The organism is Planctomicrobium aquicomposti (assembly GCF_051466325.1).
Taxonomy (GTDB): Bacteria; Planctomycetota; Planctomycetia; order Planctomycetales; family Planctomycetaceae; genus Planctomicrobium.
This window is the reverse complement of the sequence record NZ_CP195792.1, coordinates 2,761,982-2,780,328: the sequence shown is the minus strand read 5'-3', so window position 1 is coordinate 2,780,328 and position 18,347 is coordinate 2,761,982. Positions and strand designations below refer to the sequence as shown.

Annotated in this window: 13 protein-coding genes; 2 read left to right on the top strand and 11 right to left on the bottom strand. The window is 56.9% G+C overall.

From position 1 onward, the window contains the following. The first annotated feature begins 2 nt into the window (after positions 1-2). Positions 3-1,139 carry a mandelate racemase/muconate lactonizing enzyme family protein gene (locus SH664x_RS10775; protein ID WP_437200820.1) on the top strand — a complete coding sequence of 379 codons (1,137 nt, stop codon included), beginning with the start codon at positions 3-5 and terminating at the stop codon, positions 1,137-1,139. Positions 1,140-1,182: 43 nt separating this feature from the next. Here SH664x_RS10775 and SH664x_RS10770 read toward each other — a convergent pair whose 3' ends face one another. The 11 genes from SH664x_RS10770 to SH664x_RS10720 all read right to left on the bottom strand — a co-directional run bounded on the left by SH664x_RS10770 (position 1,183) and on the right by SH664x_RS10720 (position 17,110). Beyond that, positions 1,183-2,514: an MFS transporter gene (locus tag SH664x_RS10770; protein WP_437200819.1), complete on the bottom strand. Its 1,332-nt coding sequence runs from the start codon at positions 2,512-2,514 to the stop codon at positions 1,183-1,185. Between the two features lie 119 nt (positions 2,515-2,633). Continuing rightward, positions 2,634-3,053 (bottom strand): hypothetical protein, encoded by a 420-nt coding sequence (locus tag SH664x_RS10765; RefSeq protein WP_437200818.1) that lies wholly within the window; start codon positions 3,051-3,053, stop codon positions 2,634-2,636. A gap of 154 nt (positions 3,054-3,207) precedes the next feature. Continuing rightward, a complete protein-coding gene (locus SH664x_RS10760) occupies positions 3,208-4,167 on the bottom strand; it encodes a DUF1559 domain-containing protein (protein WP_437200817.1) in 960 nt (319 codons plus the stop codon). 220 nt (positions 4,168-4,387) lie between these two features. Beyond that, a complete protein-coding gene (locus SH664x_RS10755; RefSeq protein WP_437200816.1) occupies positions 4,388-5,884 on the bottom strand; it encodes a DUF1501 domain-containing protein in 1,497 nt (498 codons plus the stop codon). Between the two features lie 113 nt (positions 5,885-5,997). After that, positions 5,998-9,495: a DUF1553 domain-containing protein gene (locus SH664x_RS10750; protein ID WP_437200815.1), complete on the bottom strand. Its 3,498-nt coding sequence runs from the start codon at positions 9,493-9,495 to the stop codon at positions 5,998-6,000. Positions 9,496-9,525: 30 nt separating this feature from the next. Then, on the bottom strand, positions 9,526-10,308 hold the full coding sequence (locus tag SH664x_RS10745; protein ID WP_437200814.1) for a GntR family transcriptional regulator: 783 nt from the start codon (positions 10,306-10,308) through the stop codon (positions 9,526-9,528). A gap of 224 nt (positions 10,309-10,532) precedes the next feature. Continuing rightward, positions 10,533-11,426 carry an amidohydrolase family protein gene (locus SH664x_RS10740; RefSeq protein ID WP_437200813.1) on the bottom strand — a complete coding sequence of 298 codons (894 nt, stop codon included), beginning with the start codon at positions 11,424-11,426 and terminating at the stop codon, positions 10,533-10,535. A 1,472-nt stretch (positions 11,427-12,898) separates the two neighbouring features. After that, complete coding sequence (locus tag SH664x_RS10735) at positions 12,899-13,096, bottom strand: transposase (RefSeq protein WP_437207209.1); 198 nt, start codon at positions 13,094-13,096, stop codon at positions 12,899-12,901. Positions 13,097-13,242: 146 nt separating this feature from the next. Continuing rightward, positions 13,243-14,349, bottom strand: coding sequence for a hypothetical protein (locus SH664x_RS10730; protein WP_437200812.1), 1,107 nt, complete (start codon positions 14,347-14,349; stop codon positions 13,243-13,245). 304 nt (positions 14,350-14,653) lie between these two features. After that, entirely contained in the window at positions 14,654-15,304 is a 651-nt protein-coding gene (locus SH664x_RS10725) for a sigma-70 family RNA polymerase sigma factor (protein ID WP_437200811.1), read from the bottom strand. An 87-nt stretch (positions 15,305-15,391) separates the two neighbouring features. Continuing rightward, positions 15,392-17,110, bottom strand: a complete 1,719-nt coding sequence (locus SH664x_RS10720) for an FAD-dependent oxidoreductase (protein WP_437207207.1) — start codon at positions 17,108-17,110, stop codon at positions 15,392-15,394. A 602-nt stretch (positions 17,111-17,712) separates the two neighbouring features. Here SH664x_RS10720 and SH664x_RS10715 point away from each other — a divergent pair. Next, positions 17,713-18,309: a glycine zipper domain-containing protein gene (locus tag SH664x_RS10715; protein WP_437200810.1), complete on the top strand. Its 597-nt coding sequence runs from the start codon at positions 17,713-17,715 to the stop codon at positions 18,307-18,309. Positions 18,310-18,347: the final 38 nt, after the last annotated feature.

Below are 18,347 nucleotides of genomic sequence, written 5' to 3'. Positions count from 1 at the left end.
TTGTGAAAATCACCCGAATCGAAACCATTCCGGCCAGCGTCAACGTCGATCGACGTGTCGGGCAAGTGCAGAACAGGAAGGGTTTTCGTTTCCAGTCGCAGATCCTGGTGATCATCATCCAGACCGACAAGGATCTGGATGGAATCGGTGAAGTGACTGCCTCTGCTGACTGGAGTGGAGAAACCTGCCTGGGCGCGAAATTGCTCATTGACAGGCATTTGGCTCCGATGCTCATCGGCGAAGATCCGCGGCGAATTCGCGCCTGTATGGACCTGTTGTCCCGCACATTTGCTAATCCGTTTGCCAAAGCGGGCATCGAGATGGCCTTGTTCGACTTGCTTGGCCGATCGCTGGAGACCCCGGTCAGTCAGTTGCTCGGAGGCGTGGTTCGCGATGCCGAACTCCCGTTGCGGTTTCCAATCATGCCTGTCGGGCCGCAGGAATCCGCAGACGTTGCGAGGCGCATGGTCGCGGAAGGTTTCCGCATGCTCAAGCTGAAAGTGGGGCACGATCCCCTGGAATACGATCTGGAGCGGATTCGCCTTGTTCGCGAAGCTGTGGGCCCGGAGATCCGCCTGACCGTGGATGCGAACGGAGGCTGGTCAGTCAACGACGCCATCCGCATTTCCCCGCATCTTGAGGAATACGGTATTGCGTTCATCGAGCAACCGGTCCATCGCCTGGATCTGGACGGTCTGGCCGCTGTCCGCAGCCGGATTCGCTTGCCTGTCATGGCAGACGAATCCGTCTTCACGGTCCAGGATGCACTGAAGTGCCTTCAGAAAGGAGCCGCCGATATCATCAGTGTTTCTCCCGGAAAAAATGGGGGCCTGTTTAATGTCCTGACGATTGCGTCCCTGGCCGAAGCAGCGGGAGTGCATTGCTCGATGGGCAGCAATCTGGAATGGGACATTGCTTCCGCAGCGATGGCCCAGGCATGTGCTTCCATCCCGAACATTCGTGTTGATCTCTATGCGGCAGACATCATCGGGCCGATCTTTCACACGGAACATGTCGCCCGCCCCTCTCTGATCGGGCTTCCCGGACATGTGCGAGTGCCGCAGGGCCCCGGGCTGGGGATCACCCTGGACCGGGATCGTTTGACCGGTCCCCCAGTTTTTTCAGACGGCGAGGCGTAACTGAAGGCCGGCTTACGCACAGGAATAATCTGAACCACGGTCTCTATGAGGCGCCGCAAAATTCTCGATCTTCCTCGGGGCTTGAAGAGGAGGCCGACAGGATTGTGTCAGGCTCCGCTTCCGACAAAATGGGATGGGTGGAGTCCACAAACAACCAGCAGAACGCGGCCACCCAGAGCAGACAGATATAGACGGCAAACGCCGGGTCCCATTGGGCGCGTCCGGCATATCCCAGCGTCTCCCTCCAGTCGGCCGAAGCGCCGAAGAAATACTGCGAGGCCATGGCACCGGGCAGCCCCAGAGAATTCATCAGACCGAACAACGTTCCCAGGTGCCGGCCTCCCAGCTCGTTGACGCAAGACCACCAGCTCGATTGCTGACAACTCATCAACAGGCAGGACGCGCACGCCAAAATTCCGGAAAGAGGCAGCGAATTCGTAAGCACGCTCAGCAGCAGGCAGATCCCGGACAGCAGAAAGCACCCGCAGCAATAAAAACGCATCCATCGCATCCGCACTGGACCGTTTTGCGGAAACCTGTCGGCAACAAGCCCTCCCAGCAAGGTGCCACAGAGGCCTCCCCCCAGGACCAAAGACGCCAGCCAACCCGCCTCGACCAGATCAGCACCTCGCGCTGCCTGAAGATACTTCGCATACCACGAATAGTAGAGATAAGACATGAATGCGCCGCAGGCCGTAATCGTTCCTAACAGCCAGACGCTGCGGTGTCGCAGCGCGGCCCGCCAGGGGATCGAGTCGTGATGTTGCGCGAACATCTCGGAGTTGTCGTCGAGGAGCCGGCGCTCGGCATCATTGACTGCAGGATGTTGAGCGGGGTCGTCTCGAAACCACGATGCGAATGCGATGGCCCAGACGACTCCGAGACCGCCGAACAGAACAAACGCCAAACGCCAACCGCCGAAATCGATCAGATAGCCCGTGATCACCGGTGCAACCGTTCCGCCAATCATCGCGGAGGCCAACACAAACCCCTGCACCCGCCCACGTTCGCGAGCGGGAAACCAGCGGGCCACAATTCTTGCGGAATTCGGAAACGCCCCGGCTTCACCCGCTCCGAACAGAAAACGCACGGTCAGTAGCGAATAGAAGCCGATGCAGAATGCTGTCAGGACAGTGAAGATGGACCACCAGACCGCAATGCGCGTCAAGACGATGCGCGATCCGAATCGGTCTCCCCAATAGCCCGTCGGAACTTCAAACAAACCATACGCCAGAGTAAACGCCAGGAGAATCATCCCCACTTGCCGATTCGAGAGAATGAACTCATCCTGGATCGCAACGATCGCTTGAGAAATGCAAACGCGATCCAAATAGAGAATAAACAGAAGCGAGCAAAGAAATGCCAACACTCTCATCCGGCCTCTGGAACAAGGCGATTCAGGAGTGATGGTTGGAGACTCCATCCCGGCAACCGTTCTCTGAAGGTGTGTGTTTCATTCAAAGAAATTATTCACACGAGTGCTTACAACGCGTCTCAGTCGAGTATGAAATCGTGTGTGTTGTCCCGATCTCCTGTGATTTCAACAGAAAGCGTCGTCCTTGAGTTATATTTCTCAGGAAGGAATTGCACAAAGGTGGATACGGTTTCCTCAGGAGAGATTGGAATCTCCTTACCCGTTTTTCGAAAACCGTCGATCTCCACCCGCGCGATGCCTACGGCCACTCCTCCTTTGTAGCTAACCTGATAGACACCATTTTCAATCGGGGCCTGAACCGGTGGCCCAACCTGGGGAATAAACCGGATTTCTCCAAACTGAAGTGGCGTGTTCTGGTAGGTAACTTTTCCGGATGTAATGGACTTCGCGGGAGCTCGACCGGACCTGCCAAAGCACCCTGCAGTCACTCCACCAATTGACAGCAGGAGCATCAAGACAAACGACAATTGGAGTTTCATTGCAGTCTCTGTCCTCAACTAGGAAGACGACCGATGCAGGGAAGCTCTGCACCGGTGCGTTCAGTCTCTCCGACTCGCGGTCTGTCCGAGAGCAGCAAGAAATAGCAAATACCCGATAATCAATGCCGGACGGCCCTGTAAAAAGAGGCGGGCTTTAGTACTCGCCCGGGATGTCTCCATCCGCCCGGGTTGCCGCGGAGTTCAGTGTGTCCTGGCTCACGTTTTCGGAGACAAAACGGACACTTCCATCAGCTAACAGCAACATTGCTCCGCCAATATGATCACTTTGCAGGGCCGCAGCCCGCGCCGGATTATTGCCCGTTCCATTATCTGTGGTGTTCGGACCTTTGTGCAGAAAATTCCCATTAATCCCACCATTGGTGGAGAAATTAATCTGAGTGCCGATCCCCACCGCCCAAGACGGCTTGCCCCCTGCGCCACCGTTCCCAGTGACCGCATTGGAGTTATGATCCACCCATAATACTTCCCCCATTGCCAAAGTGTTCGAAGCTCCATCTACGATATCCCGCACGCTGCAGCTTCCGTTCCGGGCGAAGATCCCGTTAACGCCGATCATGTGCTTCCCTGTCCCGTCGCTGGGAATCGCAATCCATGACATCGGTCCCCACCCGGCGCAGAAGAGGTAATTTGTCCCGCCTGATGAATGGTACCGATCCGGATTCGTATTCGCGCTCCGCATACAACCACCAGTGGTCTGCACCAGAAAATTTGGATCCGAGGGACACTGAAATCCAGGAATCTCCGTGCTGGCAACCGGCTCGTTCAAGTGTCGGCCATGTGTTGTGATTGTATTCGCGCCAAGGTTCTGCCCTAAGGAGAAGTCATATCGATTATACAGAACCGCCAGCTCAAGATAGGGCAGCAGCAGCGTAAGGCCGCTAATATTCGGGCCTCCATAACCCGCACAGACTGTCCCTGTATGGTTTGTAATACAGCTGGGGGGAAAGCGTGTATACGCATCGTGGTAATTGTGCAGCGCCAGCCCTAGCTGCTTCAGATTGTTGCGGCAGGTACTCCGCCGCGCGGCCTCACGGGCCTGTTGAACCGCCGGCAGCAAGAGCGATACCAGGACCGCGATGATGGCAATTACCACCAGAAGTTCGATTAATGTAAATCCCGTAGACGAAAAAGGGGGCGACGTCGATAATCTCTTTCGTGGCGAACGAGGCATGACTGTCCTTTCTGCGTATTGGAAGAACACCTAAGGATCGAGCGACAAAAAAAGGAACCATCTCAAATCCGGAATCAGTGAGGTGCGAGTGTTGCGTCAAGAGAGTTGTGCAACAGGATGATCTAATGAAATGCTTAGACTATTATGCAAGAACGTCTTGTATCACATTGCCAAAGTCGATCTCCAGCCGTTTGCGGCCAGGGTACTCGAGTTTGTGATGATCCAGTCCGAGCAAGTGCAGGACGGTCGCATGCAAATCGGTGACGTAATGACCTTCTCCGAGGGCGTGGTAGCCGAGTTCGTCGGTCTCGCCGTGAACGTATCCCGATTTGAGCCCCGCACCCGCCATCCAGATGGTAAATCCGTTGGGATGATGGTCACGGCCATCGGTTCCGTTGCGTAGCTCCAGTCCGGGAGTGCGGCCGAACTCGGTGCAGAAGACGACGACAGTTTCATCCAAGAGTCCGCGCTGCTTCAGATCGTGAATGAGGCCCGCCACCGGCACGTCCACAGTGGCACAGAGGCGCTCGTGTTTTTCCTTCAGTTTCTGGTGCGAATCCCAGTCGGCGTACGGGGACGGGTAGACCTGCACAAAACGCACCCCCCGTTCAACCATGCGGCGCGCAGCCAGCAGTCTCTGCCCGGCGACTTTCGTCGCCTCGTTATTCAGACCATACAGGTTCAATGTCGCATCGGTTTCCGGTGAGAAATCGATCGCTTCCGGAACTGCGGACTGCATACGGAAGGCGAGTTCATAACTTCTGATGCGCGCCCGTAGCTGCTGATCTTCAGGATATTCGACGGCAACCTGGCCATTCAGCCGCGAGATCAAGTCGTATTCGAGCTGTTGTTGCTGAAAGCTTTGCCCGGGGTGCCGGTTTCCAAATGGCAAAGGATTGCCCGGATCGAGTTGCAGCGGGACTCCGGCGTGTTGGGGCCCCAGGTAATAGCCATCGATCGATTCCCGAGTCACGGAAGACGTCGGGCCTCCCAGGACGACAAATTTGGGAAGGTTTTCGTTGAGCGTCCCTAAGCCATAGTGAGCCCAGGCGCCAATCGAGGGTTGTTGCTCGTCCAGACGATGGCGTCCAGTGTGAATCTGGTTTTCCGCTGCATGATCATTGTCGGTGGTCCACATGTTCCGAATGAAGCAGAGGTCGTCGACGTGCTTCGCCAGACTGGGCCACCAGTCGGTCACTTCGATGCCGCTCTCGCCGTGCTTCTTCCAGCCGACCTGCATCGGATAGATCGTTGGATAGACATCACGGACGTTCACCTCCTCAGCAGCGACGGAGCGAAACCGTTTGGCATGGAGCGGCGAGCGGATCGGGTTTTGAAACTCAGTTTCATCAAACGTCTTCCCGGCGTAGCGGTTGAGCGCCGGCTTGGGGTCGAATGTTTCCAGGTGGCTGTAGCCTCCGGAGAGAAAAATCCAGATGACCGATTTTGCCTTGGGAGTCCGGTGTGCACCGACTGCGTGGGCAGTCGACTCGCCGGCTTTCAGTTTCCCGTCGTCTGCAAACATTGAGCCGAGGGCCAGACCGGTGAATCCCAGGCCCAGATCGGAGAGGAAGGCACGGCGATTGCTGAAATGGCATCGACAACCAAGAGAATCCCGAGCACCTTCTTGGACATGCATGGCTACATCTCCTGCACATGGCACAGCCTGACTCCCATTCGCTGCCCGCTGGACCGCAGACGCGAATGTGCCAGGTACCTCGAACAGACGTCGCCCCAGCGAGCGATCAATATTCAGCGGATGGTGACGAAGTCGTTATGGTTAAACAGGGACCGAATCAGTGCCTCGCAAGCGCGGACCTCCGGATCGGGGATTCCCTCGGTCGTCATTTGTTCCTGCAGTAACTGCATCCCCTCCAGGCAAAGGCGGCGCTCTGCCTCAGTCGGCAGCCGTGACAGGATGCGCTCAAAACTCACGTCGACAAACGCTTCACGCTGCAGTTTTCCGGCGTCGTCCCGGGTTGGCGGCCATCGGCGAATGATTTCCGCACTCATGGCATGCACGAGTTGGCTGTTGGTTAACGCTAGCGCCTGCTGTGGGACCACCGTCTCGGTTCGCCGATAGCAGTCGATCGCGTTGGGTGCGTCAAACAACGCTCCAAGGGGACTCATCCCGTTGTTCCCTTCCGGGTGCGAGGAGTAATAGAGACTGCGCCGATAGGTCGTGAGGGATTCACTGTTCTCCAGTTCCTGTCCCCCCATTTTCAGATCGAGCTTCCCACCGCAAGCGAGCAGGCTGTCACGAACGACCTCCGCTTCCATACGACTGGAGTTCATTCGCCACAGAAAGCGGTTGTCGGGGTCACGTTCCAGGTTCGATGCCTCGTCATCCCCAACTGATGACGTCCGGCGATAGGCCTCGCTCGTGACAAGGAGCCGATGCAGGTGCTTCATGCTCCAGCCCGACTCCATAAATTCGACGGCCAGCCAATCGAGCAGTTCAGGATGGGTTGGAGCGGCTCCGTTGCGTCCAAAGTCGTAAACCGTTGTCACCAGCGGCACGCGAAAGTGTCGCATCCAGATGTGATTGACCGCGACACGGGCAGTCAGCGGATTGGCTGGACGAGTGATCCATTCGGCGAGAGCGCGTCGGCGGCCGGTGCTCATCGCGGGATAAACCGGAGTCAACGGCGTATAGTGCTCCGACGGGGCATCCTCCTGAAGAGCTTGCTGACTGGCGTCGAGCGCCGACTTCGCGCTCGCAATGCCTTTTGTGGCGGCGTCAAGTTCCTTCTGGCGATCCTTGTCGTCCTCGCTGCGGGCTTGGGCGGCCAGCAACGCCGATTCATGCTGGAGCAGATCAGCCATTGCCGTCTTGACGGCTGCTTCCCGCTCAAGTTGGCTGGCGGCACGAGCCAAGGCGAATGCGTCCTGATCAGAGGCATTTCCATATCGCGCCCGATCGGCGGCAATCTTGGCCTCCAGCAGCAGCAATTGGAGCCGAGTGGCCTCGATTTTCGCCTCAGCGGCGGCGAGCCGCTTTCGCGGCCCTTCCTCCGCATGACGTGCGGCTTGGAGTTGCGCCCGCGCGATGCGAACGTCACACTGATCATTTGCGAGGGTCCCTGTCACTTCTGAAATCGCCGGGCCAACGCTAAATCTCGAATCCGACCAGCCTTCGAATCCGACAACGTCACGCGTATTCTGATAGGCTGGTTCCTCGAACTCGAACGCCAGTAATGGCGCCGGAGATTCACCGCTGGCAATGGCGATCTGCGCAGGCGGATAGAACCGCAGCGAGTCGACAAGAACCCGGCTTCCCCCTCTGGCATCAAACGCAATTCCCTGGCGAGGATTGCCGATTGGATTCCAGCCGTTGAGCGCCACGGGAACACCGTCCACTAACACGGCTCCATCCAGTTCCGAGCGAACGGTCAGCCGACAGACATCCGTGGACTGATCGACCTGAAGTGCGACATGAAACTGCGTTTGCCCTCCCCTCCAGTCATAACGTCCCACCTCGAATTCAGAGGTAGTGCGCGGCCGATACGACCAGATGCGTCCGTGGTCAAAGACAACGACAGTCGCCGATCGTCCTTCTACGGAATCCCGGACTAACTGGAAGTTGCAGTGCGCATCGCGAACGATCCGACATCGAAACGCGATCGTCAGACCGTCCTGCATGACATGCAGTTCCTGTACGCCATTCAGGAGGGTGCGACGACCGCCAGCAGCGTCCAGCAACAGGGAGAGCTGCCCCTCCAGTGCACCAGACAGTTCCCTTTCATTCGCTGTGATCACTGCGGCCTTGAGGGCCCTTTCGGCTGCGGCCAACTGTTCGCGAAGGCCGGGCGTCATTTCATCGATGCTTTTCCGGGCAGTCGCAGCTTCTTCATCAGCCTTGGCTAAGCGAGTCGTTAAATCGCGGCGCATCGTCTCTTGGATGTCGGGGCGAAGTCCGGGATAATACACCGGTGGCGGAAGAGCGACCGGCTCAATTCGGACTTCTTCTCCCTTCAGGAAAGCGGGAAGGCCTGGGGGAATCGTCCCCCGGTCCGTCCTCCGGTTTCGCTCGTCACCGCCGGTATAGAACCACGTGGCGGCGTCCGGGTGCCGGTCATAGATTCGCACCAGACCACTTCGCTGGACTTTGCGGGACTGACTGTAAACGTACTCCTCGAAAGGACCGGGATCCGCTTCTCCCGGGATGCGGTCCTGGCGGACATTAATCGGCTCGAACCAGGCCCGCATTTTGAAGTATTCGTCGTGTCGGATCGGGTCATATTTATGATCGTGGCAATGGGCACAATTAAACGTCAAACCCAGAAATGCCTTACCGACGTGCTCAACGTTACTCCGCATCCAATCGTTGGGATTGATGGCATACCAGTTGCGAATCAGATAGCCAGTTGCCACAACGGCGTCGTCATCCTCTGGCCCGATTTCATCAGCCGCCAGCATCAGCCGAATCATTTCGTCATAACCGACATCCGCATTCAGTGAGGAAACGACCCAGTCCCGCCACCGCCAGATCTGCGGAGCACTATTCCGCACGTCTGATACTTCCCGCCGCCCATACCAGTCGCTATAGCGCCAGACATCGAGCCAGTGCCGGGCCCAACGCTGACCATAACGAGGGTCTTCCAGCAATCGATCGACAACTGCCTCGTAGGCCTCTGGGGATTCGTCATTCAAAAAGTCTCGCAGTTCTTCAACTGTCGGTGGAACTCCGACCAGATCGAGGAATAATCGCCGCAACAGCGTCGACCGGTTCGCGGAAGGACGGGGCGTTAATCCTCGCTGCTCCATCACAGCCAGAAGAAATTGGTCGACGGGATTTGTGGCCCGGCCCGTTTCTTTCAGCGCGGAAGGAGTAGGACGGATCGGTCGTTGAAACGACCAGTGCTCAGCCGGATCTGTCTCCGGGACTTCATCACCTGTTGCCAGAGCCCCACTTTCAATCCAGGTGGAGATCGCTGCAATCTGCTCTGGCGTCAGCATAGCCCCTTCCGGAGGCATTCTTGATGCGGGATCCGGATCGGAGATCCGTTGCAACAGCAGGCTTTCTTCAGGTTTCCCGGACACGACTGCTGGACCGCTTTCACCTCCCTGTCGCATCAGTAACGCGGTGTCGAGTCGCAGCCCGGACTCCTGCTTGAGTGCTCCGTGACAAGCCCAGCAGCGAACCTTCAACAAAGCACGGACATCACGCTCGTAGTCAATTCCGAAAGCACGCTCCGAAGGGGCAATGGTCCCCAGAACGATGAGCAATAAGACAAAAGCCCGAGGCATGACGTCGACTCCCTCAGCTTCAGTGAGAATCTACTTCTTGACCCCACGACTGCTCTTTGAGCTTGGACTGACTCGTTTGGCAACAGCGCGACGCAACTCTGGAATCAACCGATCGTAAATCCCCTCGTACTCCCGCGGCTTCCCAGCATCGATCCAGCACTGACAGGATGCCTGACAGAACGGTCCCCGAAGGATGTGCTGAGAGAGTGCTTCGCAGGCGATCTCGGGATCACCGTGTCGAAACACTTCATATAACGCTGCATGCATTCCATAAAGCTCGAGAAAATCTGCATGATAAGAACGGTTGGCGGGGATTCGAGAATAATTATCAACCGCGCCGGCAATGGCTGTGTAAACCCCTAGCGATCCTGCCGGCGCCGCCTTGTCGATGGCGACTCGGTGAAAAAGGCTGTCATAATAATATGCAGCCCCATGGTCTTCACGAGCGCAAGCGTCGTAAAGCAAATCGAGGATCTCCCGCCAGTACTGAAAATCAGACTCGTCCAGGTTACTGAAACATTCTCGGAGCGCAATGCATTCCAGCTTAGCGCGGCAATCATAAAGCACCTCTGCCACTTCCGGGGTGGGAGACTCAGCCACGACCGTCCCCCAATTGGCACGAGAATGCAAAAGCCCTTCATACGTCAGCTGCTGGAGAACCTGACGGATCGGGCTTCTACTGACACCAAATCTCGCTGCGAGTTCTTCTTCGCGGAGCTGCTCCCCCTTGGAGAACGTCCCCCGATAGACATCAGCTCGCAGACGTGATGCGATCTGAGTGTGAACGGGAATAACAGCCGCCGATCGTCTCATGCTCTCAACCTTTTTCAAATCCGATACAAAAGCTCATGAGCGTTCTTTCCCCGGAAGGGCCACCAGAAGCCGAGCTGCCGCTGAGTCATCCTCGCGGTGAGCTTCTCCCTGCGATCTCATCGTCGTGAGGCACTAATTTTCCGGGTGTAAAAACCAACATGGCCCACAAAAACGCCCTCAGCCTGCGGTTCATTGTACACAATCGACAATAGGACGCAAGTTACTCAACCCAAATTAATCACCTGCTTCCAGTTTTCGTAGATAATGCGGTGAATCGCTTCTTCTGGAAACCGCGGAAATTGCGTCCCTTGAATAATGTCGTTCACCTTCCATAACCCAGCGATCGCTTGCTCTGGCGTCGCCGAGGGGAAATCTGATCCGAAAATTAGCTTGTGCTCGACTCCGTATTCCCGAGCCGTTTGGAATGCCTGGTAATGCCTGAGCGGGCGATAGTGCAATGCGCTTGTATTGGCGTAGAGATGGGGATGCTTTCTGATCAGCACGCAGCACTCCGTTTCCCAGGGATGTCCCATGTGGGCAATGATCATTCTTAATTCCGGACACGCCACGGCAATATCTTCCAGAAGGATCGGGTTCGAGTATTTCAGCGGCCCCGTCCGGACAAACGATGTCCCCTGATGAATGATGACGGGAATCCCGAGCGACTCGGCTTTCTTGAAAAGAGGCAGATGCTTTGAGTCGGCAGGGTTGAAATTCTGATAGATCGGGCCGAGCTTAAGTCCGCGAAATTTCAAGTCCTTCACATAGTGAGTCAATTGCTCGACGCAAGCCGGATCATTTGGGTCAACAGAGCACCATCCAATAAAGCGGTCAGCGTGCTGCTTCACAAAGGCGGCGATTGTCTCCTGTGAACCGCAGATGCCGGTGAAGGGGGCCTGAATTGCAAAGACGATGACCTTATCGCAATTCTTGGTGACTTCTAAAAGTTGTTCTGGCCGACTGTCGAAGTTATGCCGGTAGCCCGTCTCATCGACATCGCAATGAACGTCAGACGAAATTCGCATTTTCGCCTTTTTTGCGGCCCATGCGGAATCGACAAGTTCATCGGAATAATGATCCGGGTACCACATCAGATTCGTGTGAGTGTCAACGAGCATGTTCAATTCCTGACGTGCTGAAACCAGAGCCAATCACCCTGAGATTGCATGCATTTTCGGCAACTGGAATGAATGCAACGCATTACGATAAGGAAGCGGACATTCTTCCGTTTCCAATTCCAGCCAGAGATTCATCCAGAGGAGAACCGTAAAACCCCCTTCAACTCGTGCCGTCCAGTGATCACGACGCCGGCTGGCCAAGCGGTGACTCTCAGCGCGAAGAGAGACTTGTTGTCACACAATTCGGTTGGCATCTTTTCCCGACGCTTGCCCCTTTCAGTGCGCCGCGAGCTGGATCCATTTTTGGCCAAGGCGAAAACGACAATTTGCTCCATATTTTTTCGAGAGCCACTGCACATGCACACTGTGCATTGTACACAACTCTGCCGTCTGTGCAACGCCCGTGCACTCATTCCCACCTTCGCCATCAAGTGATGCCAGCACAGTTGCACCTGGCGAAGCCGACCGCAGGACCTGCCTCTCGATCGTATCGTGCTTCCTGATTTCCGCCTTTGACAGCAGGATCGAACCTGCGGGCAGATTCATGCCTAAATCCGCAAGAAGGTGCGGCAACAGGCCGGGAAGACACCCAAGCCCACTGGGGGCATCCTCGACTCTCCAAGCATGAAAACGATGGAACCAGATCGCCCGTGTGGCGATGACGTGGGGGGAAGCTGGTCGGCAACAAGCGGCACATCGTCGTTGACCCGCCGGGACGGACCTGGTGCTTGGACATCACAACGGCAGCGTACAGGATCGCGGTGGCGGCAAGCGGGCTTTGCAGGCCTTTCAGGAACAGGTGCGGATTTCGAAAGTGACTTGGGCCGACCACGGCGACACGGCCGTCGTGAACGGGGCACTGGTGAAATGGCTCTGGTGTGTGAAACGGGTGAATCGACCGAGGGGGGCGCTTCGAGTTGCAGGCCAGGCGGTGGATCGTCGAGCGGACGTTCGGTTGGCTGAATCGTTCGCCGGCTGTGGTAGTCTTACGAACGCACCCCGGTAAGCGATCATGCTCTCGTGTTCAGCGCCATGATTCACTTGTTGGTCAAACGACTCGCATGACACTTAATAGGGTCTTGACAAAGCTGATGTTGGCATGATTTGAGGATTCTGGGAAGGTCTCGGTTTTCCCGTTCAAGGAGGAACCGACAGGGCCACCCGATTGCTGAGTGATGACCTGTGGGAAGAGATCGAACCGTTCTTCCCCACCTACGAGTTCTCTCCCAAAGTGGCCCCTCCGCCCGCAGAGAACAGGACTGTCTGCACCTGCATCTTATTCGAGCTTCAAACGGTCATCGTCAGGGACGACCAGCCGCTGGAATTGGGATGTTCCTAGTGTTCTGTCAGTCCTGAAGCGATGGGGAGAGTCGCTGGAGTTTTATTCTGGCGTCGGCAGTGGGGAACTGCCATTGCACCGTGGCCATTCGTCGATTCCGTTGCTGCACCCAGTTGGCAATTTCTGCGTTGAGCTACTTGCGGCAGGCGATTCGACGTGACAGGCATCGCCGACCAAGAATTCTCAACTCGATTTCCGCCATGTTCAGCCAGCTGCCGTGTTTGGGAGTGTGGTGGATCTCCAGTCGATTTGTCAGGCGTTTCGCTTCCTCAGGCGGCAATGCTTCAGACAGTCTCGCAGCGGAATGCGTGTTGAGCTGGTCCATGAACAGTAAGACCTTCTCGTCCGTTGAGAGCGCCCTCCAGCAACGTGTCGAATGAACTCAGCCCATTCGACACGTCGTCGCTGGTCGGTCATCTGAACCAGACGCCAGTTGCCCCAAGGCTCGAACGCGAATTCGCGAACTTCCGCCATCTCTCAGCGATCAAGCCGAAGCGTCGGATTGTCTGGTGACTTCGGTTGAGATGGCTTTGGTTGCGTTGATCGGGAGCCGTTGTAGGTGGGAAAAGGGATGACCCAGAGGAATGGTGTCCCTGCTTCATCCAGTTTGTAACTCACCTTCAGATGTTGTCCATGGCAGACGGACTCCACCACGACCGCGTATGCGGTCCGTCGTTGGCGGTAGCTCACCACAATCTGCTCTGGATCGAGTTGATGCGCGAGGCAATCGGCGAGATCGATCAGAATGTGCACTCCCGTCCGTTCTTCGCAGGCATTGAGAACATCGCCAAGGGGCCGGGACTCGATGCCGATCGACTGCATCTTGAAGAAAGAAGGGACGATTTCATTTCGGGGCTGGGCCACTGGAGGATCGTATCCAATGGGCCAGGCATCCTTGATGTCCTTCTGAGGCTGAATGACGAGCTGCACGCTCCCGTCCGGTTGACGGACGGGGCGAAAGACGAGTTCACCTTGCGAGAGAAGATAGGCCAGTGCCGTCCCGGCTGAGAGTCCCTGCAGCTCTTCGTGCAGCCGGGTCTGTCGCAGCAATTGCCGCGACGGTTCACTGCTGGTGTGGAACGTCACCTGTGTCTGCGGCGGAAGGGGAATCAATTCGATTCCTTCTGCGAGCGATTTCCCCTGCAGCTTGTGTGTCACAGGCTGTGCGAGTGATTGCAGCAGATCCTTGAGTTGTGCATCGTTCAACCCCCAGCGCGCCTGCCCGGCCGGAGATCCTTGAGCGCCGTAGGTTTTCAATTCCTGCAGCCAGCCAGCCAGCTGTGGCCCCTGGTCAGGGGTGAATGTCCGGCTCGGAAAAGTGAGTATGCCACTCCGTTCGATCCGGCCGATGATGCGGACGGTGCGCAGTGTGCCGCGGACCACTTCGGTGATCATCGGTCGATCGCTGCCGATCGGCTGACGAATTCTGACCCCCTCGCCCGCTTTCTCGAACTCCTGTCGCCAGCGGTGAGCGATCAGCGGGTCGCTGCCAATCTGTGGCATCAGCAATTCGATTTCGAGGCTGGTCCGATCGGCGCCGGGCTTCTCCTGGGCGGGAAGCGATGCCGCGAGGAGTGCCAACATCACCGCCACCAGACTCCATAAGTTCCGGAAACAGAAGTCCCGGCAACGAATGTCAACCGGAAGTACAGTCAGGATGCGGCTTCCCGAGTGCCGGCAAAGCAATTGCTTGCCGCTTCGGGATGATTCGCTGTCAGAAGTGACTGGGCGCATGGCGGAATTTCCGATTGATGGACAACAGAGGCGACCCTCATTCCCGTTGAATTATGCCGGGGAGCAGCGAATTCGCGAAGAGGAGTTCCCGTGCGTCAGTCCCTTGTGCTGGTTTGTCGATCCCGCATTTGCGCAGTTCCGGAAGACAGCCTCGCTACGATTGCAGCCGTTCGCGAAAGCCGGGAATGGCTTCGAGAATTTTTCGCAAGCGCGAGATCGCACGGACATACCGCAGGCTCGCTGCCTGTTCGGTAATCTCCAACGCGCGGGCTGTTTCGCTGTTGGTCAGTTCCTCGAAGTGGCGCAGGGCCAGCACTTCCCGATCGAGCTCACCCATCGCTTCGAGAGCCATGTTCAGCTGATCAGCCAGTTCCGCCCGTAAGGCTGCCTGACTGGGAGAGGTCAGATGTCCCAATAATTGTTTTGAGAGGGAGAACGAGGTGGAGGCACCGCTCCAGCCGCCACTGACCGATCGCTCTTTCCGGGCATCACGAGACTGCGTCCCCAGATGGCGGCGATGCACATCGATCAACGTCTGATTGACTATCAGTCGCAGCCAGATGAAAAACGATTCGGGAGAATCATGGAGGAAATGGTCCAGCCGTTTCTCGGCGTCGAGATAGGCTTCCTGCACGATGTCATCGGCGTCGACCCGTCCATGCAGCCGCGGGTCCATCCGGAAATTGACAATTCGCCACAGCCGGTCGCGATAATGCGTAAACAGCGTGGCCAATGCCTGTCGATCTCCGTGGATCACGGCATTGACCAGCGCATCGAGCTGCGACTCAATCGAAACGGATTCCATGCAAAAGAATTTCGCTCAGAGAAAAAGACACTGACAGCGTAACGGATGAGTCAGCCGCCGTCAGCAGGTCTGCCGCTCCGCGACGATTTATTTCTCTGCTTTCGGAGCAGGAGGAGGGACATGCCGGAGAACCTGAGCGTCCTTCAGCAACTGCTTCTCCAGTTCCTGGTAAGGAACCTGCTGCACGGGGACATCGTGATCGATGGCGAGGGCGGCAGCGGTCGCAGAAGACTGCCCGAGCACCATGAAGACCGGTTCCATGCGAATTGATCCGAAGGCAATGTGTGACGCACTCAGGCAGACCGGAACCAGCAGGTTGGTGCACTGCTCTGATTTGGGAGTCAGCGAACCGTAGTCAATTGGATACGGCGGAAAGCCGCGGACCTGGACGTCTCCTTCGTTCAGGACGAACCCCTCATTGGTCAGGTGCCGCTGAACGTGATGTGAATCCATCGTATAGGCGGCCAGCCCGACCGGACGCTCGGCCAGAATTTTTCCACGGCAGTTGTGTTCGGTCATCACATAGTCGCCCACCATCCGCCGGGCCTCGCGGATATAGAGCTGCTCCTGCCAGCCATGGCCCGACTCGAATTCGTCGCGGCACATTCCCCATTGGGAAAAGACTTCGCGAAACTTCTCCGGGACACGCGGATGATTGGCAAGTGTCCACATGAGTCCCTGCTGGTAAGTGAGATGCCGGGCAACGATCTTCGCCCGCTCTTCCTCAGACCCCTCGGGATAGGCATAGTTCTGGCCGATGAAATCGGTCGAGAATCCTTGATTGTTATTCACATCCGTTTTGCGATTCGGCATCGGCGAATTGGACCACGGTAATCTGTCCGATGCCGCTCCCGCTTCCAGATTTCGGAACAGCAACTCATATTGCTGTTCGTCATAGCCCGCCGGCTTCTCGAACGGAATCCGATTCTCAGGATGGTTCGTCAGGCACATCCGAAAGCAGTACGCCTGCACGCGGGCATCGCCTGCCCCCTCTTCTCCCGGTCCCTGTGGGTCAATTCCCGGAAGCAGACCGCTCTTTGGATCGCCCGGACGAACATAGGGATCGACCCCGGCCTTCAGCTGATGGGCACGAGCATGTTTTGTCTGGACCCCACTGAGAGTCTCCTCATAAAGTTGATTCGGTTCACGGCCTACGATGTAACTGACCCCCGCACCGGCGAGCAGATCTCCTTCATAGGTGGCATCGATGAACACCTTTCCGCGGTAGCGATCGCCGGATTGCAGGGTGAGGCTCTGAATCGCTCCGCCTTCCATCTGCACCCCTTTCACCCGCTTGGAATCAGGTGTCAGAGGGGTACGATCGAGCTTTGCCTGATAAACGATCGGAATTTTGTACTCGTCAACGTAATCTTGCATAATTCGCAACGCCGCTGATGGCTCGAACGTCCACATCGCGTCTTCATTCTTGCTCGACTTCGACTGACCGGCGCTGCCGTAAGAACTCGCCTCCTGCCACTTCCAGGCTTCTGGCTGCGAGTAGTAAGCCTTGACCCGCCGGTAGAAATCACGCGAAAGCCCCCCCACTGCGGATTTGTTGCCAATGTCGGTCTGACCGAGTCCCCCGGTCGTCAGCCCCCCGATGCGGTTGCCCGGCTCGAGGACGACGACGCTTTTGCCAAGCTTTGCAGCCTGCACCGCGGCAATAATTCCGCCGGACGTGCCCCCATAAATGACAAGGTCATAGGATTTTTCAGCCGGAGGCGACTCCGCCTGGCTGGACTTCGTCACAAGATGCCCAAGGAGGCAGGCCCACACGAAAACCGCACGTGAACACCACTGAATCATCATTTCCTCGCTGGAATGTCAGGTCAGGTTTCCGGTTTTTTAGTGCGGGGCGTTCTCAAACGCAATGGTCGCGACTGATGACTCCTCTGGGCTGAACAGGGCAGATGGTCCTGCCCGATGCCCGCCCGGCCAACGATTTGAGTAATGAGATCCGCAGTTTCCAGCGGCAGAACGGTCAATTCAAATTCAGACTCAAATTGGCCACCAAAAGTCTACTCATTCCCCCAGGGCTTGCCGGTCTTCGCAGACCTCGCATTTCGCGGGAGCTGGATCCATCCGCACAGGGAACTCCGGATTCTGTGGCGAATCAGACCGAAATCCCCCTCGCTTTCCTCAGATTGATATCTTGTGCCCGCTGAGTGCAGGAGTTTGTTCGGCGAACTCGAACCGTCCTGCCGATGAAATCGATCTCGCGTTAACCGCTGAATTCCTTCTATAATTCAGCAGAAGAGCGGGCAGAGTTGGTTTTGGACTACAGTTCCGGCGGTTTTTGCCGCCGTGGTTGGGAATGGATTTCCATGTCGTTCTGCATCGTTTTGTCGTCTCGCGTCTTCCATTTCTGCCTGCTCGGTCTGGTCACTCTGTCTTGTGGATGCGCACACATGAACCATGCCCAATCAGGTACCCTGATGGGCACCGGTATGGGGGCAACCGTAGGAGCCATCGTCGGCAACGCCACCGGAAATCCGGGGGCGGGGGCTTTGATTGGGGGTGTTACGGGAGCCATCGCCGGAAATGCAATTGGAACCGCGGAAGATGCCCGTGAGGAGCGGGACATGGCGATCCATGAACGGAATTCCGCCATTCTCAACGCTGCCTACACTCAACAGGTACAGCAGCAGGCCATGACGAACTTTGATCTGATCCGCCTGGCTCAAAGCGGAGTCAGCGAAGATGTGATCATCAATATGATCCGCACCCGCGGCGGGAAATTCGACCTGAGTACCGACTCGATTATCACCCTCAAATCGAACGGAGTCAGTGATCGGGTAATTGTTGCCGCACAGACAGCTCCAGCAGTGGCACCGGCGCCGAGTGTTATGGCCGTTCCCAGCAGCCCCGGAGTTGTCGTCGTTGAGCCGGCCCCGCCCGTCGAGGTGATTTACGCACCGCGTCCTCTTTATTGGGGGCATCGTCACCCGCATTGGCATCATCGTCCTTACTACCGCAGCGGCGTCAGTTTCGGTGTCGGCTTCTAGAGCAGGTGGCTCTGTCAGGTGCCCGTGCCGCCAGCATT